The sequence below is a fragment of the Martinezella sp. CNPSo 3732 genome, from assembly GCF_057784515.1.
Genome location: NZ_JBXSOO010000015.1, coordinates 57215 through 74094, shown reverse-complemented (window position 1 = coordinate 74094; position 16880 = coordinate 57215). Strand labels below are relative to the sequence as shown.

Genomic DNA, 16880 nt, shown 5'->3' with positions numbered 1-16880 from the left:
TGCCGATTTTTACAATCTGTGGCATGAGCCACAAGCATCGATGTTCGCAGTGTCGCTTGCATTGGAGCGGCGATATCGATGCCGCTGCAGTCCCGGCTGAGGATGCGGCAACGACAGGAGTGCATATGAAACGTCGTTATTTCGGAACTGACGGAATTCGCGGTCAATCCAATATCTATCCGATGACGCCGGATCTTGCCATGCGCGTAGGTATCGCTGCCGGCACGATTTTCCATCGAGGCACCCATCGTCATCGCGTCGTTATCGGCAAGGACACGCGCCTTTCCGGCTATATGCTGGAAAATGCCATGGTGGCGGGATTTACCGCGGCCGGTGTCGATGCCTTCGTTCTCGGCCCTATTCCGACGCCGGCTGTCGCCATGCTGACGCGCTCGCTGCGCGCCGATATCGGCGTGATGATCTCTGCCTCGCACAATCCCTATGAGGATAACGGCATCAAGCTTTTCGGCCCGGATGGCTACAAGCTCTCCGACGATCTGGAAATGAGAATCGAGGACATGCTCGACAAGGACATGTCGGAGCATCTTGCCAAGTCGGAGAATATCGGCCGCGCCAAGCGTATCGACGGTGTGCATGACCGCTATATAGAACATGCCAAGCGCACGCTGCCGCGCGATGTGACGCTGCAGGGGCTGCGTATCGCCATCGACTGCGCCAATGGCGCCGCCTACAAGGTCGCTCCGGCAGCCCTTTGGGAACTCGGCGCCGAGGTCGTGACCATCGGCAACGAGCCGAACGGCATGAACATCAACTTGAATTGCGGTTCCACCAGCCCCGTCGCCCTGCAGAAGAAGGTGGACGAAGTCCGTGCGGATATCGGTATCGCGCTGGATGGGGATGCAGACCGTGTCATCATCGTCGATGAGACCGGCACGATCATCGATGGTGACCAGCTGATGGCCGTCATTGCCGAAAGCTGGGCCGAGAGCCAAACGCTGCGCGGCAATGGTATCGTCGCAACCGTGATGTCCAATCTCGGCCTCGAGCGCTTCCTGGACGATCGTGGCATGTCGCTTGCCCGCACAGCCGTCGGCGACCGCTATGTCGTCGAGCATATGCGCCAGCACAATTACAATGTCGGCGGCGAGCAGTCCGGCCACATCGTCTTGTCCGACTATGGCACGACAGGCGACGGTCTGGTGGCTGCGCTGCAGATTCTTGCTGCGGTGAAGCGCACGGGCAAGCCGGTCAGCGAAGTCTGTCGCCGTTTCGAACCGGTGCCGCAATTGCTGCGCAATGTCCGCATTTCCGGCGGTAAGCCGCTGGAGGATATTCATGTGCGCCAGGCGATCGCCGATGCGGAAAGCGAGCTGTCCCGCAACGGCCGGCTGGTGATCCGCCCATCCGGCACCGAGCCCTTGATCCGCGTCATGGCGGAAGGCGACGATCGCGGCCAGATCGAGCGCATCGTCGGCGGACTGATCGACGTGATCTCAAGCGTGCGTTCGGCCGCCTGAGCAAACGAAAGAAGTAATTCCAGAATAATACTATGGCCGCCTTGTCGAGGCCGCCATAGTATTTTCAGTTTCGGCATGATGGTAGCCTACTGGAACATTTCTCCGGGATAGGCGCCCCAAAGCTTGTCCTGCCTGACATAGCCTCTGGCGGAGTGCTCTCGGACCGAAACACGGCACCATGTTCCGGTGCAGGATTGCAGCGAGACCAGTACGCGCGGCTGCAGCTCCGCGATTGCACTAGCGGCGGAATTGGGATCGGCGCGCAGCATGGCATTCTTCGTCAGCCACGGGGCGATTACGGCCGTCCGTGTTCCGGAGAGCAGGGCACTGTGCATCCAGCCGGTCACCCCGGTATCATCGCGGACCTGTCGCCAATGGCCGTATTCGTCGATGATTTCCAAGGGAAGACCCGGCTTCATATAGATCCATTTCGTGGCATAGATCGTCGAGGGCCCGACGCGCATGCGTGCCTTATGGGCTCGGAGCGAAACGTAGCGGGGGATCGGCAAGCCCGTCTCGCGCCCCTTGTTCCAAGCAGTGGCAGTGGCCATGGCTGCTGCTGGCTTGGCCGGCATCGCGCCTGCCGGTGTGACGGGGCTCAGGAAGAAAAGAGCAAGGCCCAGGCTGGCCCATATTGTTCGACGGTAAGTCAGCGACTTCCTCCTGAGTTATCTCCCGGCCGAAGCACTGTAATGGTTTGTTTCTTGCCAATTGGTTTAGAGGGTCGGGCCTCGGTTTGTGCCCAGGCACAGCGCTCCTGTGAGGAAATAGAGGAAGTGGGTAGTCGTATCCCATTCTCTTTATTTGAAAATCAACGTTCTCTAATATATAAAATAAAGTATAATTCTGAATAAACAGGGTAAATATTCGTAGTTAATCAGGTTTTAACTCCTTTTCATCATTATCCCTGTCATGTCTTTTCAATTGGCAAGCATTTGCTGTGCCAAGGGCAAGAAATTTGGAGCCAAAGTCATGATGAAAACCCTGATGGGAGCGCTTGCCACTTTGCTTGTTGGCACGTCGGCCTTTTCTGCTGATCTCTATACACCGGAACCGGTTCAACCGGCGCCGGAAGTGACCGTCGCCCAATCCAGCGGCTGGTATCTGCGCGGCGATGTCGGTTATGCCTTCACGAACCTGCGTGGCGCGAACTACTTCCAAGGCTCCAATTCCAGCCTGGTCGATTTCGATCGCGCGAAGCTGGACGGCAATGTCACGCTCGGCGGCGGTGTCGGTTACCAGATCAACAACTACCTGCGCACGGACTTGACGCTCGACTATCTTTTCAAGTCCGACTTCAAGGGCTCCACGAAGGGCGATTGCGGTGCCTGCGGCCCGGGCTTTACTCCGACTGCGGCGACCTCTCGCGATCTCGCTTCGCTGACAGCCTATAGCTTGCTTGCCAACGCTTATGTCGATCTCGGCACTTACGGCATCTTCACTCCCTACGTCGGCGGTGGTCTCGGCGGCACCTATGTCAAGTGGAGCAATCTGAAGAACACCTCCTGCTCGGACGCCAACCCGGATTCCTGCGACGGGTCGGTCACGCATAACGGCCGCGGCAGCTGGCGCTTCACCTATGCGCTGATGGCCGGTACATCCATCGACCTGAGCTGCAATCTCAAGGCCGATGTTGGCTATCGCTACCGGCACGTTCAGGGCGGCGACATGTTCGGTTACAACGAGAATGGCGGCCCTGGCTACGACAAGGGTCTGAACCTGCACGAAGCCCGCATCGGTGCCCGCTACACCTTCGGCGGCTGCCAGACCGCAAGCTACATGCCGCCGGCCGATATCCCGGTCCAGCCGTCGGTCTACAAGTAAGCGATCTTAACCCAACCTATTGAAAAGCCGTCCGGTTTCATCCGGGCGGCTTTTTCTTTTCCCTCGTCACGTTAAGCAATTTAGCTCGGTCTTAAAGCTTCATTAACCATAAATTCCCTATGGTTAATGAAACGAGAATACGGCGCTCCCGCCGAAGCTCTGCTTTGAGGGGCGTAAAGAAGGTAGGCCAGCCGGTTCGGCGCGCGGGCATCTGCCCGAGGATGGAAGGCGAGGGGTAATGATCCGTTTTGAGGCTTTGGCGCTGGCCGCGGCGATGGCGAGCGCATCGGCAGGCATTGCCTTTGCAGCAGATGCGACGCCGCCGGAGATCAAAATGCCCGAAGTCAGCGTCCAGGATGCCAAGGGTTGGTATGTTCGTGGCGATGTTGGTTATGCGGTCAACGCCAGCCGCACCGACACGAGGTTTCGAGCCTATGATCCGGCCCGCGGCGACTACAGTTCGAATAGTTTTGATTCGACCCGCTTCGGCGGCGATTTTTCCGGTGGCCTCGGGGTAGGCTATCAGTTCAACGATCTCTTCCGCGCGGATGTGACGGGCGATTTCTTCACCGGCGACTTCAATGGCCGCATTTCAAGCGATTCGCCTTGTTCCGGCGGGGCCGGCGGCACGGGATGCTCCACGAAGGCCCGTTCCTCCTTCAGGGCCGGCAGCCTGATGGTCAACGGCTACGTCGATCTCGGCACGCTGGCTGGCTTCACGCCTTACGTCGGTGCAGGGCTCGGGGCGACTCGGGTCTCCTGGAGCGGCGTCAATACCACTGGTTCCTGTGTCGATGGCACGTCCAGCTGTGGCGGTGCTGCTTCGATCAGTGCGCGCTACCCCGGCGACAGCGACTGGCGCCTCACCTATGCCCTGATGGCGGGTGTTGCCTATGAGGTCGCCCCGAACGTCAAGGTCGATCTCGGCTATCGCTTCTCCCATATCGCCGGCGGCGACATGTTTGGCGATTCTGCGGCCAGCGCCACCGCAGGCCGCGACGGGGCATTGTCGCGCCACGAAATTCGCGTCGGCCTGCGGATCACCACTTGGTGAGGCTCGTCGTCTATGGCGTCGTCAGCACATAGGCGATGCGCCGAAAGAAATCCAAGGTTCGAAAAATGTGCGCTGGAAAACGCCGCAGGGCAGAAGATTTGGCTGCTCGATAATCGCGGCGCCAACCGATCATGGTCGTTCTCTGCAGCCGGCTGAAACCGGCAATATTCGCGCGCGTGCTGACGATGGATATATGCATGTCCCAGCCGCGCTCGACGGCCACATCCCAGGGCAGCGACATCACCGACAGCGATTTCACGATCTTCTCGGCGCCGCGGCGCGTGACGAGATAGCAGGCGGTGGAACCCTGTGGGCCGAACAGGCAACGCCCGACGATATCTCCCTTGAGGCTGCGCGCCATGGCGCGAAAGCCGTTCCAACGGTGATTGACAAGCTTGATGAGATCGGCGGCCGGCGCGGCTTCCCTGGCTGCCGCGGCACGTGCCAGAAACTCGGCATCCAAGGCGACATCGTCTTCGATGATGATCGCCATTTCGCCGTCATTTGCCAGAAACTGGCGCAGCGCCATCAAGTGGCTGCGGTAGCAGCCGTATTCGCCGGGCAGAATGGTCCGGCCATGTCGGCGCTGGAAACGAACATGGTCGACATCGATCCATTCGTCGCGCGGGACGAGCGCGCCATCGATGCCATCGATGCGTTCGAATCGGAAGCCGAATTCATCGCTTTGCCGCTGGATCTCCGCCAGCCGCTCTGCCGCGCGATCGATATTGATCAAATAGACCGGCATGGCCTGTACGGGCATCAAAGGGTTTTCGGCGAGTGCAGTTAGCGACATCGGGCACACTTGTTATTTCTATCGGCGCATAATTGGCGCGCGCACTGTCTTATATGATTGCGCGTCTGCACGGAATCCAGCTTTTATGGAGCCAAATTTGGCTTATTTCCATTGCGCGTAACTTGCACGTCATCACACTTTCTGCACGACTTCGTGAGGGAGCGCCATCCGCAATTTTTGCTATTGCGCTTGCGGGCGGCTTCCAATATATCCGGCGGCGGGACACTCCTCCCCAACGAGGAGCTTTCTATCTGAGAGGATAGCATCATGACTAAGCTCGCCAAGCCGGACATCCGTCCGAATAATACCCATTTCTCTTCTGGTCCATGCTCGAAGCGTCCCGGTTGGACGCTTAACGCCCTTTCCGACGCGGCTCTAGGCCGTTCGCACCGCGCGAAGGTCGGTAAGGCCAAGCTGAAGCAGGCCATTGATCTCACTCGCGAAATTCTGGAAGTGCCAGCGGATTACCGAATCGGTATCGTTCCGGCTTCCGACACCGGCGCCGTCGAAATGGCGCTCTGGTCGCTGCTCGGCGAACGCGGTGTCGACATGCTCGCCTGGGAAAGCTTTGGTGCCGGCTGGGTCACCGACGTCCTCAAGCAGCTGAAGCTCAAGGACGTCCGCAAGCTCGAAGCCGCCTATGGCGAGCTGCCCGATCTTTCCGCTGTCGATTTCGACCGCGACGTGGTCTTCACCTGGAACGGCACCACCTCGGGTGTTCGCGTTCCGAACGGCGATTTCATCCCGGCCGACCGCAAGGGCCTGACGATCTGCGATGCCACCTCGGCCGCATTCGCTCAGAACCTCGATTTTGCCAAGCTCGATGTCGTCACCTTCTCCTGGCAGAAGGTTCTGGGCGGCGAGGGCGCACACGGCGTTATCATCCTGTCGCCGCGCGCTGTCGAGCGTCTGACGACCTATCAGCCGGCCTGGCCGCTACCGAAGATCTTCCGCATGACCAGCGGCGGCAAGCTGATCGAAGGCATCTTCACCGGTGAGACGATCAACACGCCTTCGATGCTCTGCGTCGAAGACTATATCGACGCTCTCCTCTGGGCGAAGGAACTCGGTGGCCTGAAGGCGCTGATCGGCCGCGCCGATGCCAACGCCAAGGTCATCCACGATTTCGTTGCCGCCAACGACTGGATTGCCAATCTCGCCGTCAAGGCGGAGACGGAATCCAACACCTCAGTCTGCCTGAAGATCGTCGATAAGGATGTCGTCGCTCTCGATGCCGATGGCCAGGCGAATTTCGCCAAGGGCCTGGTTGCGCTGCTCGAAAAGGAAGGCGTCGCCTATGACGTCGGCCATTACCGCGACGCACCATCGGGCCTGCGTATCTGGGCTGGCGCGACGATCGAAGCTTCCGACATGCAGAAGCTGATGCCCTGGCTCGCCTGGGCTTTCGAAACGCAGAAGGCGACGCTCTCCCAGGCTGCTGCTTGAGGTTTGAAGCGTTTACGGCTCCGCCACGACAGGCGGAGCCCAGCATCCCGAAATTCTCGTTGTTTTCATGCAATTCCACACGGAAAGCCGTTTTCGTATCTTTCCCGGATTGCGCGTCTTAGCTGACCCTTTTCAGGAGGCCTCCATGGCACCTCGCGTTCTCGTATCCGACGAACTGTCGGAAACCGCCGTCCAGATCTTCCGCGACCGCGGCGTCGAAGTCGATTTCCAGCCGCAGCTTGGCAAGGACAAGGACAGGCTGTTCGAAATCATCGGCAATTACGATGGTCTTGCCATCCGTTCCGCGACCAAGGTGACGGAGAAGATCATCGAAGCGGCCAAGAATCTCAAGGTCGTCGGCCGCGCCGGCATCGGCGTCGACAATGTCGATATTCCGGCCGCCTCGCGCCGCGGTATCATCGTCATGAACACACCGTTCGGCAACTCGATTACGACAGCCGAACACGCGATTGCGCTGATGTTTGCCGTCGCCCGTCAGCTTCCGGCTGCCGACAGCTCCACCCAGGCCGGCAAGTGGGAAAAGTCGAAATTCATGGGCGTCGAAATCACCGGCAAGACGCTCGGCATCATCGGCGCCGGCAATATCGGCTCCATCGTCATTGCCCGCGCCCTCGGCCTGAAGATGCACGTCCTTGCCTATGACCCCTTCCTGTCCAAGGAACGCGCCGAGGAAATGGGCGTCACCAAGGTCGAGCTCGACGAGCTCTTCGCTGGCGCCGACTTCATCACGCTGCATGTGCCGCTGACCGACAAGACCCGCAATATCATCGACGCCTCTGCGATCGCAAAGATGAAGCAGGGCGTGCGCATCATCAACTGCGCCCGCGGCGGTCTTGTCGATGAGGCGGCCCTTGCCGCGGCCATCAAATCAGGCCATGTCGCCGGCGCTGCCTTCGACGTCTTCGAGGTCGAGCCGGCCAAGGAAAGCCCGCTCTTCGGCCTGCCGAACGTCGTCTGCACGCCGCATCTCGGCGCGTCCACGACGGAAGCCCAGGAAAACGTCGCTCTTCAGGTCGCCGAGCAGATGGCCGACTACCTCGTCAAGGGCGCCGTTTCGAACGCCATCAACATGCCGTCGATCACGGCTGAAGAAGCGCCGATCCTGAAGCCGTTCATCAAGCTTGCCGATGTTCTCGGTGCTTTCGTCGGTCAGGTCACGGACGATCCGATCAAGGAAATCGAGATCCTCTATGACGGCGTCACCGCCAACATGAACACCAAGGCCCTGACGAGCGCATTGCTCGCTGGCCTGATCCGCAATCAGGTTGCCGACGTCAACATGGTTTCGGCGCCGATCATGATCAAGGAAAAGGGCATCGTGCTCGCCGAGGTCAAGCGCGACAAGACCGGTGTCTATGACGGCTATATCAAGCTGACCGTCACGACTGACAGCATGACGCGCTCCGTTGCCGGCACCGTCTTTTCGGATGGCAAGCCGCGCTTCATCCAGATCAAGGGCATCAACCTCGATGCGGATGTCGGCAACCATATGGTCTATATCGCCAATACCGACGTCCCCGGCATGATCGGCTTCATCGGCACGACGCTCGGCTCTGCCGGCGTCAATATCGCCAATTTCCAGCTCGGCCGTGACAAGCAGGGCGGGGATGCCATCGCGCTTCTCTATGTCGACGGTCCGATCAGTGATGAGGTGCTCGGCAAGCTGACGGCGCATCAGGCGATCCGTCAGGCAAAGCCGCTGGTGTTCAACGTCGATTGAGCCTGTCCGCCCTGAAGAAGGGTGGCAGCCACAGAGTTCGCTCCCAAGAGCCAATCCGAAAGCCCGGCGCGACGTGAGTTGCGCCGGGCTTTCGGATTGGTTGTGAGGGTTGTGGATAAGCTCGGCCCGCAGACTATCGGGAGCCGCGAAAGGCGCCTATCTCTATGTCATGGAGGCTTTACGGAAGAACATTTTCGGGGAAGGAATGGGCACGCCGATCGAGTGGCTGGCAAAGCCGGTCTCGGTGGCGATCGTGCTCTTTGCACGGGCCATTACCGCCGTTCGGGCGATCTGGCCGGACAGCGGCATGCAAACCCGCCGATGCGTCTATTTCGCCAATCATTCCAGCCATGGCGATTTTATCCTGATCTGGACTGTCCTGCCGCCACGATTGCGCCGACGCGTGCGGCCGGTCGCGGGCGCGGATTATTGGCTGAAATCGCCGCTGAACAGCTTCATCGGCCGGGACGTCTTCAACGCCGTGCTGATCGAGCGGGATCGCGAGGCACGCAAGGAAGATCCGGTCACGCAGATGACGCAGGCGCTCGATGCGGGCTCCTCGCTGATCCTGTTTCCAGAGGGCACCCGTAATCTCACCGAGCAGCCGCTGCAGCCCTTCAAGAGCGGGCTTTTCCATCTTGCGCAGGCTCGCCCCGATATCGATCTCGTCCCCGTCTGGATCGACAACCTCAATCGCGTCATGCCCAAGGGCGAGTTCGTACCCATTCCGCTGATCTGCACCGTCACTTTCGGCGAGGCGTTGCATATCGGCGAGACCGAGGAGAAGGCGGAGTTCCTGGCGCGAGCCGAAGCGGCGCTGCTGGCGCTGGCGCCCAAGCGGGCGGGAGACTGAGCATGGGCGCGGCAAGTGCCGATCTGATCCACCTCGTTCTTGGTATTTTCGGCGTCCTGATCGTCGCCTCGGTCATCGGCTACGTGCTGGAACAGCGCCTTTCGCCCGACGGATCGAATGCCGCGATCGAAAACCTGAATGCGCGCATCAAGGCCTGGTGGGTGATGGTGGTGCTGATCGGCATCGCCTTCATTGCCGGGCGTGCCGGCGTCATCCTGCTCTTCGCCTTCTGCTCCTTTGCGGCGCTGCGCGAATTCATGACACTGATCAACACGAAGCGGGCGGACCACTGGGCGCTGGCCGCCGCCTTCTTCGTGGCCTTGCCGGTGCAATATTATCTGCTCTGGGCCGAGCAATACGGCATCTATTCGATCTTCATCCCCGTCTACGCCTTCCTTTTCATGCCGATCATCGCGGTGCTGCGCGGCGATACCGAGCGGTTTCTCGTGCGCATCGCCGAGGTGCAATGGGCGCTGATGATCTGCGTCTTCTGCGCCTCGCACGTGCCGGCGCTGCTGACGCTGCATATTCCCGGTTATGAGGGCCGCAACGTGCTGCTGATCGCCTTCCTGGTGATCGTCGTTCAGCTCAGCGACGTCCTGCAATATGTCTGGGGCAAGCTTTTCGGGAAAACGAAGATCGCACCACGGCTGTCGCCATCGAAGACGGTGGAGGGTTTCGTCGGCGGCGTCATCAGCGCTTCTCTGATCGGCGCGGCGCTCTGGTGGGTGACGCCGTTCACGCCGCTGCAGGCCGGGCTTCTCGCCTTCGTCATCACGATCATGGGTTTCTTCGGCGGGCTCGTGATGTCAGCGATCAAGCGGGATCGCGGCGTCAAGGATTGGGGCCATCTCATCGAGGGCCATGGCGGGCTGATCGACCGTCTGGACTCGGTCGTCTTTTCCGCGCCGATCTTCTTCCATCTCGTGCGCTACTGGTGGTCGCTGTCATGACAGGAAAGCTGAAAGCGCTTGCCGGCAGCAGCATCGTGCATGTGCTTTTCGCCTTCCTCGCCATGGGCGGCTGGGCTTTCTTCGCCAACCGCGTGCACCCGATGCCGCGGCCGCTGATCGCGGGCTGCGTGCAGGGCGTGCTTTCGGGCTGCCTGACGCTGTTCCTGAAATCAGTGGTCGAAGCTTTATCGCGGCGGTTCGCCGGCTCTACCCGGCTTTGGGCGCCGCCGCTGATCGCCTGCCTCGGTTCGGCAACGATCCTGGTCGCCATCCACGCGCTGAGCGGCACACCGGAGATCCTGAAGACCATCGCCGTGCCGCTGCTGGTCTCCTCCAGCTATGCGGCGATCTACAATTATTCGATATCGGGCGGAAGGCTGCGAAATCATGAGGGGTGAGGGCGTATGACCGGCGAGGGAACAGGCGAGAGGCGGCCGCTGGCGAGCCGCAACACACGGTGGGCACAGGCACTGGCGCGGCGCATGACTGCGCTTTCAGTGACGCCGAACCAGATATCGCAGGCAAGCATGGTCATGGCAGCACTGGCCGGGGCTTCGTTTTGGCTCTCTGGCGTTGCCAGCGGTATCGGAATGCGGGTGTTCTTGCTGATCCTTGCCGCCTTGTTCTGCCAGTTGCGCCTGCTCTGCAATCTGCTTGATGGCATGGTGGCGGTCGAGGGCGGGAAGGGTGAGGCCGATGGGCCGTTCTGGAACGAGTTTCCGGACCGCATCGCCGATATCCTCATCTTTGCCGGCATCGGCTATGGCATGGCAGCACCGGGACTCGGCTGGGCGGCTGCCGCCCTTGCTGTGCTGACGGCCTATGTTCGCGAACTCGGACGTGCTACGGGCAATCCGAGCGATTTCAGTGGCCCGATGGCCAAGCAGCATCGCATGGCGGTTGCGACGGCAGGGGCTTTGCTTTCGATTATCGAGGCGTTATGGAGCGGCGGCAGCTGGGTTTTGACCATCGCGCTTTGGGTCGTTGCCGTCGGATCGGCGGTTACGGTATTGAGGCGCAGCCGCAATCTGATCCGGCATTTGAGGGCGAAGGGCTGATCCGCACTTTTGCCGCCCTCTTGCGCCGGATGGCGATCCTTTCTATATCCCTCCAGAGTTAGGCGGACTGCGAAGAGCGCGGCCCATTGCCCGCATGAAAATTCGCCGCTTTTGCATGGCATCCGGCGGCAGGAAGCATGATTCCGAAAAGTGTGCAGCGGTTTTTGGATCAGATCATGCGAAATGAAATCGTGAGAGCGTGACGACGTTTCGAAGAAACGTCTCCCGCTCGGCAGCATCGAAGATCGTTCAAGACTGGCGGCAACGACCGTGAATACACTGGATTTTGACAAGAGGCCGGAAGATACCCGCGTCGTCGTCGCCATGTCGGGCGGTGTCGACAGTTCCGTCGTTGCCGGCATTTTGAAGCGGCAGGGCTATGATGTGCTCGGGATCACGCTGCAACTCTATGATCATGGCGCCGCGGTGCATCGCGCCGGCTCCTGTTGCGCCGGTCAGGATATCGACGATGCGCGCCGCGTCTGCGAGACGCTCGGCATCCCGCATTATGTGCTCGACTACGAAAAGCGCTTCCGCGAGACTGTCATCAATCCCTTCGCCGAGAGTTATGTCGCCGGCGAAACGCCGATCCCCTGCGTGGCCTGCAACCAGACGGTCAAGTTCGCCGATCTTCTGCTGACTGCCAAGGAACTCGGCGCCGATGCGCTGGCGACCGGCCATTACATTCGCTCGCGCCCGAATCCCTCCGCTGAACATCCGCATCGTCGTGCGCTCTATCGCCCGGCCGATGCCGATCGCGACCAGAGCTATTTCCTCTTTGCGACCACGCAGGAGCAGATTGACTATCTACGCTTTCCGCTCGGCGGCATGCCCAAGGCTGAGACGCGCGCGCTCGCCGAAGAGATGGGCCTCGTCGTTGCCAAGAAGGCCGACAGCCAAGACATCTGTTTCGTGCCGCAGGGCAAATATTCCGATGTCATCGCCAAGCTGAAGCCGAATGCGGCGCTTGCCGGCGAGATCGTCCACCTCGACGGCCGCGTGCTTGGCCAGCATGAGGGCATCCTGCATTACACGATCGGCCAACGCCGCGGCATCGGTGTTGCCACAGGCGAGCCGCTCTACGTCGTCTATCTCGACGCCCGCTCGCGCCGCGTCATCGTCGGCCCCAAGGAAGCGCTGGAAACGCATCGCGTCTATCTGCGCGATGTCAACTGGCTCGGCGATGAGCCGCTGGAGCAAGCCGCTTCCGGCGAGGGCTTTGCCTGTTTCGCCAAGGTGCGGTCCACCCGCGCACCGTCCCCGGCTGTGCTGCATGCCGATGCCAGCGGCATCTATGTCGACCTCACAGTCGGCGAAGCCGGCGTGGCTCCCGGCCAGGCTTGCGCGCTCTATTCAGCACCCGGCGACGACGCGCGCGTCTACGGCGGCGGCTTCATCGAACGCTCGGAGCGTGAGCCGATGGCGGAAGCTTCCTTGAAGGCACTGCTGGCAAGCCCGGTTGCGGCTTGAAAGATAGATAAGGTCGGTTTGTAGAAACCACTGATTTTTCCAAATCATCCGCTTGACACCAAGCCGAGCCGCACCTTATAAGCCGCTCAACCGACGAGCCAGCGCTTTCCGAGCGGGCGGTTCGTTTGACCTTTGTGTTTGGTGTTCGCATCAAGCGCGGCGTGGCGGAGTAGCTCAGTAGGTCAGAGCAGAGGAATCATAATCCTTGTGTCGGGGGTTCAAATCCCTCCTCCGCTACCATCCGTCCCCCAGCAATTCTGCACGATTGCTTAAAAGAGCGCTCGTTGCTATGGGCGCAAAAGCTAAACCCATTCGACATTTGAAAGGGCCGAATTCAGGAGCCAGCTGCTCCAATCCCTTTGGGGCCGTCGAGTCGGGCCATGTCGTCGTCCAAGGTTCGCACCGCCGCTGCCAAAGTCGCCAGTGCCGACATCATGAGGGCATGGTCCTGGCCTTCCTGGGATTGCGACTGGGCCAAAGCAAGAGCTCGATCATGCAGCTGTTGGCCGATTGTATCGAGCCTATCAATGGTGTCCTGATTCATAGCCGTCTCCTTCACAAGCCAATTCGGTAGAGGTGCCATATGCCTGGGAATGCATGGTGCGGCTTATTTGTTCCGGGCGAACCCGATCGGCAGGGAGGCAACTGCGATCCGGGATATTGCCGACAATTCCATATCAGGTTTGGTCCATAGCTCTTGCGGTACCCATGTTTTGCGAGACGGCCATAGGCACTAGCCGGCGAGGGGCGCCCTCATACAAACTCGACGCCCATGCTGTTGATTTTTCGCCAGCGCACTGCGCAGGCCAACAGCCTCTCGTCCGAAAGCTGCAGGTTGAAGGCGTTGGGCGCGGCCAGAGGGTTTTCGATCTGGATCATGGCGCCGGTATCGGACAGGTTTCGGACGAGGCAATCAAAGACCGAGTGGCCGTCGTTAAATATGATTTTCGCGCCGAGAAGCGTTCGCTTTCGGATGGCTACCCGGCCTTCGGGTGAGATTGCCGTCATCGCGCTGGCTCCTTGATTTGTATTTTTCACTAATATGGCATGTTCTAATATCGAAGATGTTAACGGGAAGCGGCGAATTGAACGCTTTCCGTCTGTCAGAGGCAGCGAAGGGGAGTGGCGGGTATCGACAAGATGTCGGCTGGACGGAGGCGGGCCGAGGCCGGAGCATCGGTGCCGCCATATCTTCGAAAGACTATCTCTCCGGCTTGATCGCAAGCGGAATATCTCAACAGAGACGGATGAAGGTGGCCACTGGCGAACAAGTCGCCGACAATTGCGTTGTATTTTCAAATGACCATGAAAATCCACGCGCCATATCTTGCAAGACGAAATCTGCTCTGGCACCGTGCTGCCATAGGGGATCGGGGTTTTCAATGAGATTGTTTTTGGCAGCGGCCACCATGCTGGTGATCGCCAATTCCGTGATGGCTGCAGACGATGCCGTGAGCAATGCGTTCCGGGTCTGCAAAATGATCGACAATACCGGCTTGTTTACCGCGCCGTGCCAGGTTTCCAGCCGGAGGTACGCCGTCATGGCGACCATAGATCTGCCGAGTGCCGATGCCAGAAAGGCCTGCGCACAGATCACGGGCGTGGCTTCGTCGAAGGGGCTCCATTTTCCCGGGGGAGAATGGACCGTGCAGATCAAGTCACCGACCAGCGGCGATAAATCCATCGCATTTTGCAGATTGCCGAAATAAACAATCCTAAGAAAACTGCGTAGCGGCTTTTCGTCCGGAACTGCAAAAAAGGGATGGAGCGTTCTCGCGATTCAAGGAGAACCGGAGGGTTCTAACGCCGTCAGGCCGAGGCGTTCAGTTCCCCTTCGGCATAGGCAAGCTGCAGTTCCATCTGGACCGCATGCATGAAGAGGCCAGCTTGCCGCGAGATTTCGTCGTCTTCCACTCCCTGTTCGCGCAAGGCGTTGGCAAAGATTGCCATTTCCGAACGCCAGAAGCGGTTTGCCGCCTCGCCTTGTAGCTGCTGAAGGGCTGTGGCACACCGCCTGACATCACTGGTACGCCTGTCGGCAGGGAATGGTAGAAGCGACATATTCTCTCCGTCATCGGCAGGAGCGAATCGCCTGCCTCTGTTGGCAAGATCGCCGGCACTCGTTCATAAAAAGTGAATAATGTCAGAGAGATCCCACCTGTGGCGGGAAGGGAGGGGAATTTCATTGCATTACGGATATGCCTGCTTCTCGGGCAGCCTTGATCAAGGCCTCTCTCACGGCTTCGGCAGGGACGGCGCCAAGCATCGCTTCGAGGCAGATCCGTACCGCTGCGACATAGTCTTCGCCATTTGCCACCGGCCAATGTTCCAGCAGCAGCTCTGCAACCTGATGTACCGAATTGACGCGGCGGGTTCCGCCGTTCTCTCCCATGACAAGCGTGACAGCTGGAAATGGTCGTAAAGTGTTTCGTTTCAAAACGCATTACCTCCGAAACGTTCATGCTTCGGTAACCCAGCAAGAAGCGTTCCGATTCCAAGGATTTTAGTATCGCTATCTAGTCGAGTACGCTGGCTTCGACGCAGGCCTCGATGAACACTTTTCTGGCGTATTCGCACAGAAACGGGTCGGTCTCGGCTTCGAGGCAGAGGCTTCTGGCCGAATCGTATTTTTCGCCTCTGATGGTTGGCCAGCGGAAAAGGAGGTGATTGTGGGCTTCCTTCGGGCTTCGGATTACTTCCGGCATGCCATGGCCGATGCGCAGATATACAGGCTCAAGCCACCGGCTTGCGCCGGCACTAAATATCATTTTCATTTCGATGATGCTCCGACATTGCGACTGAAACTCCTGCCACGGCAAAAAGTTTCGCAATTTCCGGAAAATCCGTCCGCGCCATTCTGTGAGAGCGGGGCGGCACTAAACAGTGTGGGCAGCCTGCACGACTTTACGGCAATCAAGCCTTGCGAAACGGCGTGCAGCAGGTCTCGAAACAGGGCAGCAATCCTACTGAACCACCGGCATCTCGAGGGGGACGCCAGCCTCCGATGCCGCAGCGACAAAGCTATTGCGGGCCTCCAGCGGCTGTCCCTGTCCCCTTTCGACATCGGCACAGACCTGCAGAGCCATCATGAAAGCCTTGCCCTCTGCGACAGGCCATGCATTCAGCAGCATGTCCAGCGCTTCTTTCGTGTTCGCGACCGTATAGACTTTTCCGGTGCGTTTGCAGATGACCATGATGGGATAATTCCAGTCTTTCTTATTCATGGCAGGAGGCTCCGATCCGACGCCGCCGAAATTAACGTCACGGTGTGCGAAATCTCAAGTTAATTTCAAGCGATATCTGGAGCAGTTTGGAACTGTTTCAATCGTCGGAAAATCAATTCGAATGCCGGCGTGATCAACTTTCGAGTCGTAACTTTGGACGTCGTGTTTTTCACAGCAAATCATTGTGCGGAGATTACTTGCACTGAGCGATGAGATCATAAAAGACTTCTCGCACAGCGTGGCCGACGGGAGAGGGTGATGGGAAGCTTTGCCGAAATCAAGGAGCGCGCCGAGAAGCGCAAGGGCGGCGTCGACGGGTTGAAGGCGCTGATGCCCAAGGCGCCGAACCATGAGGCACTGCGTGCTCTGCCCGATGATCGGATCTTGTCGGAGATGACGCGCTACATCTTCTATGCGGGTTTCGTGCGCAACGTCATCGATTCGAAATGGGCTGGTTTCGAAGCGGCATTCTCCGGCTTCGATCCTGCTTTTCTCAATCTGGCGCCGGATGATTATTGGCATGATCTGACCTCGGACGCACGGGTCATCCGCAACGGCGCCAAGATCATGTCGGTCAGGGCCAATGCGCAATTTGTCCGCGCGATTGCCGATGAGCACGGCAGCGCCGGCCATTTCTTCGCCGATTGGCCGCTGGAGGATCAGACCGGTTTGCTTGCCCTCTTGGACAAGAAGGCGAACCGGCTCGGCGGCATGACGGGGCAATATCTCCTGCGGGCGATCGGCCGCGACAGCTTCGTCATGAGCCATGACGTTCTCGTCTGCCTCCGGCTTGCCGGCTTGCCGATTTCCGAAAGCAAGCCGACCAAGAAGGACCTGCGGTTGATCCAGGATCAGTTTAATGCCTGGCACGCAGAGACGGGCCTGCCACTCACCTATCTCTCGCGCATCTGCGCCTTCTCCGTCGGAATGCCGGGAGAAGAGGACGAGGCCTGATTGATCTCATCCATCGAATGATGTTGGAT

The 16880-nt window shown here is 59.4% G+C and carries 20 protein-coding genes and 1 tRNA gene; 12 read left to right on the top strand and 9 right to left on the bottom strand.

Annotated elements, in window-relative coordinates; all coding sequences use genetic code 11:
• Positions 1 to 125 precede the first annotated feature (125 nt).
• Complete coding sequence (gene glmM, locus AC13RM_RS22100; protein WP_285172895.1) at positions 126 to 1478, top strand: phosphoglucosamine mutase; 1353 nt, start codon at positions 126 to 128, stop codon at positions 1476 to 1478.
• 86 nt (positions 1479 to 1564) lie between these two features.
• On the opposite strand, the gene AC13RM_RS22095 is transcribed toward glmM, so the two are convergent.
• Positions 1565 to 2029, bottom strand: a complete 465-nt coding sequence (locus AC13RM_RS22095) for an SH3 domain-containing protein (protein WP_374816362.1) — start codon at positions 2027 to 2029, stop codon at positions 1565 to 1567.
• Between the two features lie 421 nt (positions 2030 to 2450).
• Between AC13RM_RS22095 and AC13RM_RS22090 the strand changes: the two genes are divergently transcribed.
• Together AC13RM_RS22090 and AC13RM_RS22085 are read left to right on the top strand one after the other, a co-directional pair.
• The gene (locus AC13RM_RS22090) at positions 2451 to 3302 is read left to right on the top strand and encodes an outer membrane protein (RefSeq protein ID WP_095435705.1); all 852 of its coding nucleotides are present in this window, start codon (positions 2451 to 2453) and stop codon (positions 3300 to 3302) included.
• Between the two features lie 238 nt (positions 3303 to 3540).
• Entirely contained in the window at positions 3541 to 4356 is an 816-nt protein-coding gene (locus AC13RM_RS22085; RefSeq protein ID WP_374816359.1) for an outer membrane protein, read from the top strand.
• A gap of 10 nt (positions 4357 to 4366) precedes the next feature.
• Here AC13RM_RS22085 and AC13RM_RS22080 read toward each other — a convergent pair whose 3' ends face one another.
• Positions 4367 to 5152 (bottom strand): glycosyltransferase family 25 protein, encoded by a 786-nt coding sequence (locus AC13RM_RS22080; protein WP_374816358.1) that lies wholly within the window; start codon positions 5150 to 5152, stop codon positions 4367 to 4369.
• A gap of 267 nt (positions 5153 to 5419) precedes the next feature.
• Between AC13RM_RS22080 and AC13RM_RS22075 the strand changes: the two genes are divergently transcribed.
• The 8 genes from AC13RM_RS22075 to AC13RM_RS22040 all read left to right on the top strand — a co-directional run bounded on the left by AC13RM_RS22075 (position 5420) and on the right by AC13RM_RS22040 (position 12913).
• Positions 5420 to 6598 carry a phosphoserine transaminase gene (locus AC13RM_RS22075; RefSeq protein WP_374816356.1) on the top strand — a complete coding sequence of 393 codons (1179 nt, stop codon included), beginning with the start codon at positions 5420 to 5422 and terminating at the stop codon, positions 6596 to 6598.
• Between the two features lie 145 nt (positions 6599 to 6743).
• Entirely contained in the window at positions 6744 to 8339 is a 1596-nt protein-coding gene (gene serA, locus AC13RM_RS22070) for a phosphoglycerate dehydrogenase (protein ID WP_374816354.1), read from the top strand.
• Between the two features lie 205 nt (positions 8340 to 8544).
• Positions 8545 to 9192: a lysophospholipid acyltransferase family protein gene (locus AC13RM_RS22065; protein WP_440479294.1), complete on the top strand. Its 648-nt coding sequence runs from the start codon at positions 8545 to 8547 to the stop codon at positions 9190 to 9192.
• A 2-nt stretch (positions 9193 to 9194) separates the two neighbouring features.
• The gene (locus tag AC13RM_RS22060; RefSeq protein ID WP_113231713.1) at positions 9195 to 10145 is read left to right on the top strand and encodes a phosphatidate cytidylyltransferase; all 951 of its coding nucleotides are present in this window, start codon (positions 9195 to 9197) and stop codon (positions 10143 to 10145) included.
• A complete protein-coding gene (locus tag AC13RM_RS22055) occupies positions 10142 to 10543 on the top strand; it encodes a hypothetical protein (protein WP_488555559.1) in 402 nt (133 codons plus the stop codon). The genes AC13RM_RS22060 and AC13RM_RS22055 overlap by 4 nt, the downstream gene beginning before the upstream one ends.
• 6 nt (positions 10544 to 10549) lie before the next feature.
• Positions 10550 to 11203 carry a CDP-alcohol phosphatidyltransferase family protein gene (locus AC13RM_RS22050; protein WP_488555558.1) on the top strand — a complete coding sequence of 218 codons (654 nt, stop codon included), beginning with the start codon at positions 10550 to 10552 and terminating at the stop codon, positions 11201 to 11203.
• A gap of 270 nt (positions 11204 to 11473) precedes the next feature.
• Positions 11474 to 12673, top strand: coding sequence for a tRNA 2-thiouridine(34) synthase MnmA (gene mnmA / locus AC13RM_RS22045; RefSeq protein WP_285172885.1), 1200 nt, complete (start codon positions 11474 to 11476; stop codon positions 12671 to 12673).
• Between the two features lie 163 nt (positions 12674 to 12836).
• A tRNA-Met gene (locus AC13RM_RS22040) sits at positions 12837 to 12913 on the top strand.
• Positions 12914 to 13007: 94 nt separating this feature from the next.
• Here AC13RM_RS22040 and AC13RM_RS22035 read toward each other — a convergent pair.
• From AC13RM_RS22035 to AC13RM_RS22005, 7 genes are all read right to left on the bottom strand, one after another.
• Positions 13008 to 13217 (bottom strand): hypothetical protein, encoded by a 210-nt coding sequence (locus tag AC13RM_RS22035; protein ID WP_488555557.1) that lies wholly within the window; start codon positions 13215 to 13217, stop codon positions 13008 to 13010.
• A gap of 209 nt (positions 13218 to 13426) precedes the next feature.
• Positions 13427 to 13681 carry a PilZ domain-containing protein gene (locus AC13RM_RS22030; RefSeq protein WP_488555556.1) on the bottom strand — a complete coding sequence of 85 codons (255 nt, stop codon included), beginning with the start codon at positions 13679 to 13681 and terminating at the stop codon, positions 13427 to 13429.
• A 226-nt stretch (positions 13682 to 13907) separates the two neighbouring features.
• Positions 13908 to 14357, bottom strand: coding sequence for a hypothetical protein (locus AC13RM_RS22025; protein WP_488555555.1), 450 nt, complete (start codon positions 14355 to 14357; stop codon positions 13908 to 13910).
• 125 nt (positions 14358 to 14482) lie between these two features.
• The gene (locus AC13RM_RS22020) at positions 14483 to 14734 is read right to left on the bottom strand and encodes a DUF6074 family protein (protein ID WP_488555554.1); all 252 of its coding nucleotides are present in this window, start codon (positions 14732 to 14734) and stop codon (positions 14483 to 14485) included.
• Positions 14735 to 14855: 121 nt separating this feature from the next.
• Entirely contained in the window at positions 14856 to 15065 is a 210-nt protein-coding gene (locus AC13RM_RS22015) for a DUF982 domain-containing protein (RefSeq protein ID WP_174718628.1), read from the bottom strand.
• 124 nt (positions 15066 to 15189) lie between these two features.
• Positions 15190 to 15504, bottom strand: coding sequence for a DUF982 domain-containing protein (locus tag AC13RM_RS22010; RefSeq protein WP_374816346.1), 315 nt, complete (start codon positions 15502 to 15504; stop codon positions 15190 to 15192).
• 132 nt (positions 15505 to 15636) lie between these two features.
• Positions 15637 to 15897: a DUF982 domain-containing protein gene (locus AC13RM_RS22005; RefSeq protein ID WP_113231721.1), complete on the bottom strand. Its 261-nt coding sequence runs from the start codon at positions 15895 to 15897 to the stop codon at positions 15637 to 15639.
• Positions 15898 to 16155: 258 nt separating this feature from the next.
• Between AC13RM_RS22005 and AC13RM_RS22000 the strand changes: the two genes are divergently transcribed.
• Positions 16156 to 16851: a DNA-3-methyladenine glycosylase I gene (locus tag AC13RM_RS22000; RefSeq protein WP_113231722.1), complete on the top strand. Its 696-nt coding sequence runs from the start codon at positions 16156 to 16158 to the stop codon at positions 16849 to 16851.
• The last annotated feature ends 29 nt before the right edge of the window (positions 16852 to 16880 follow it).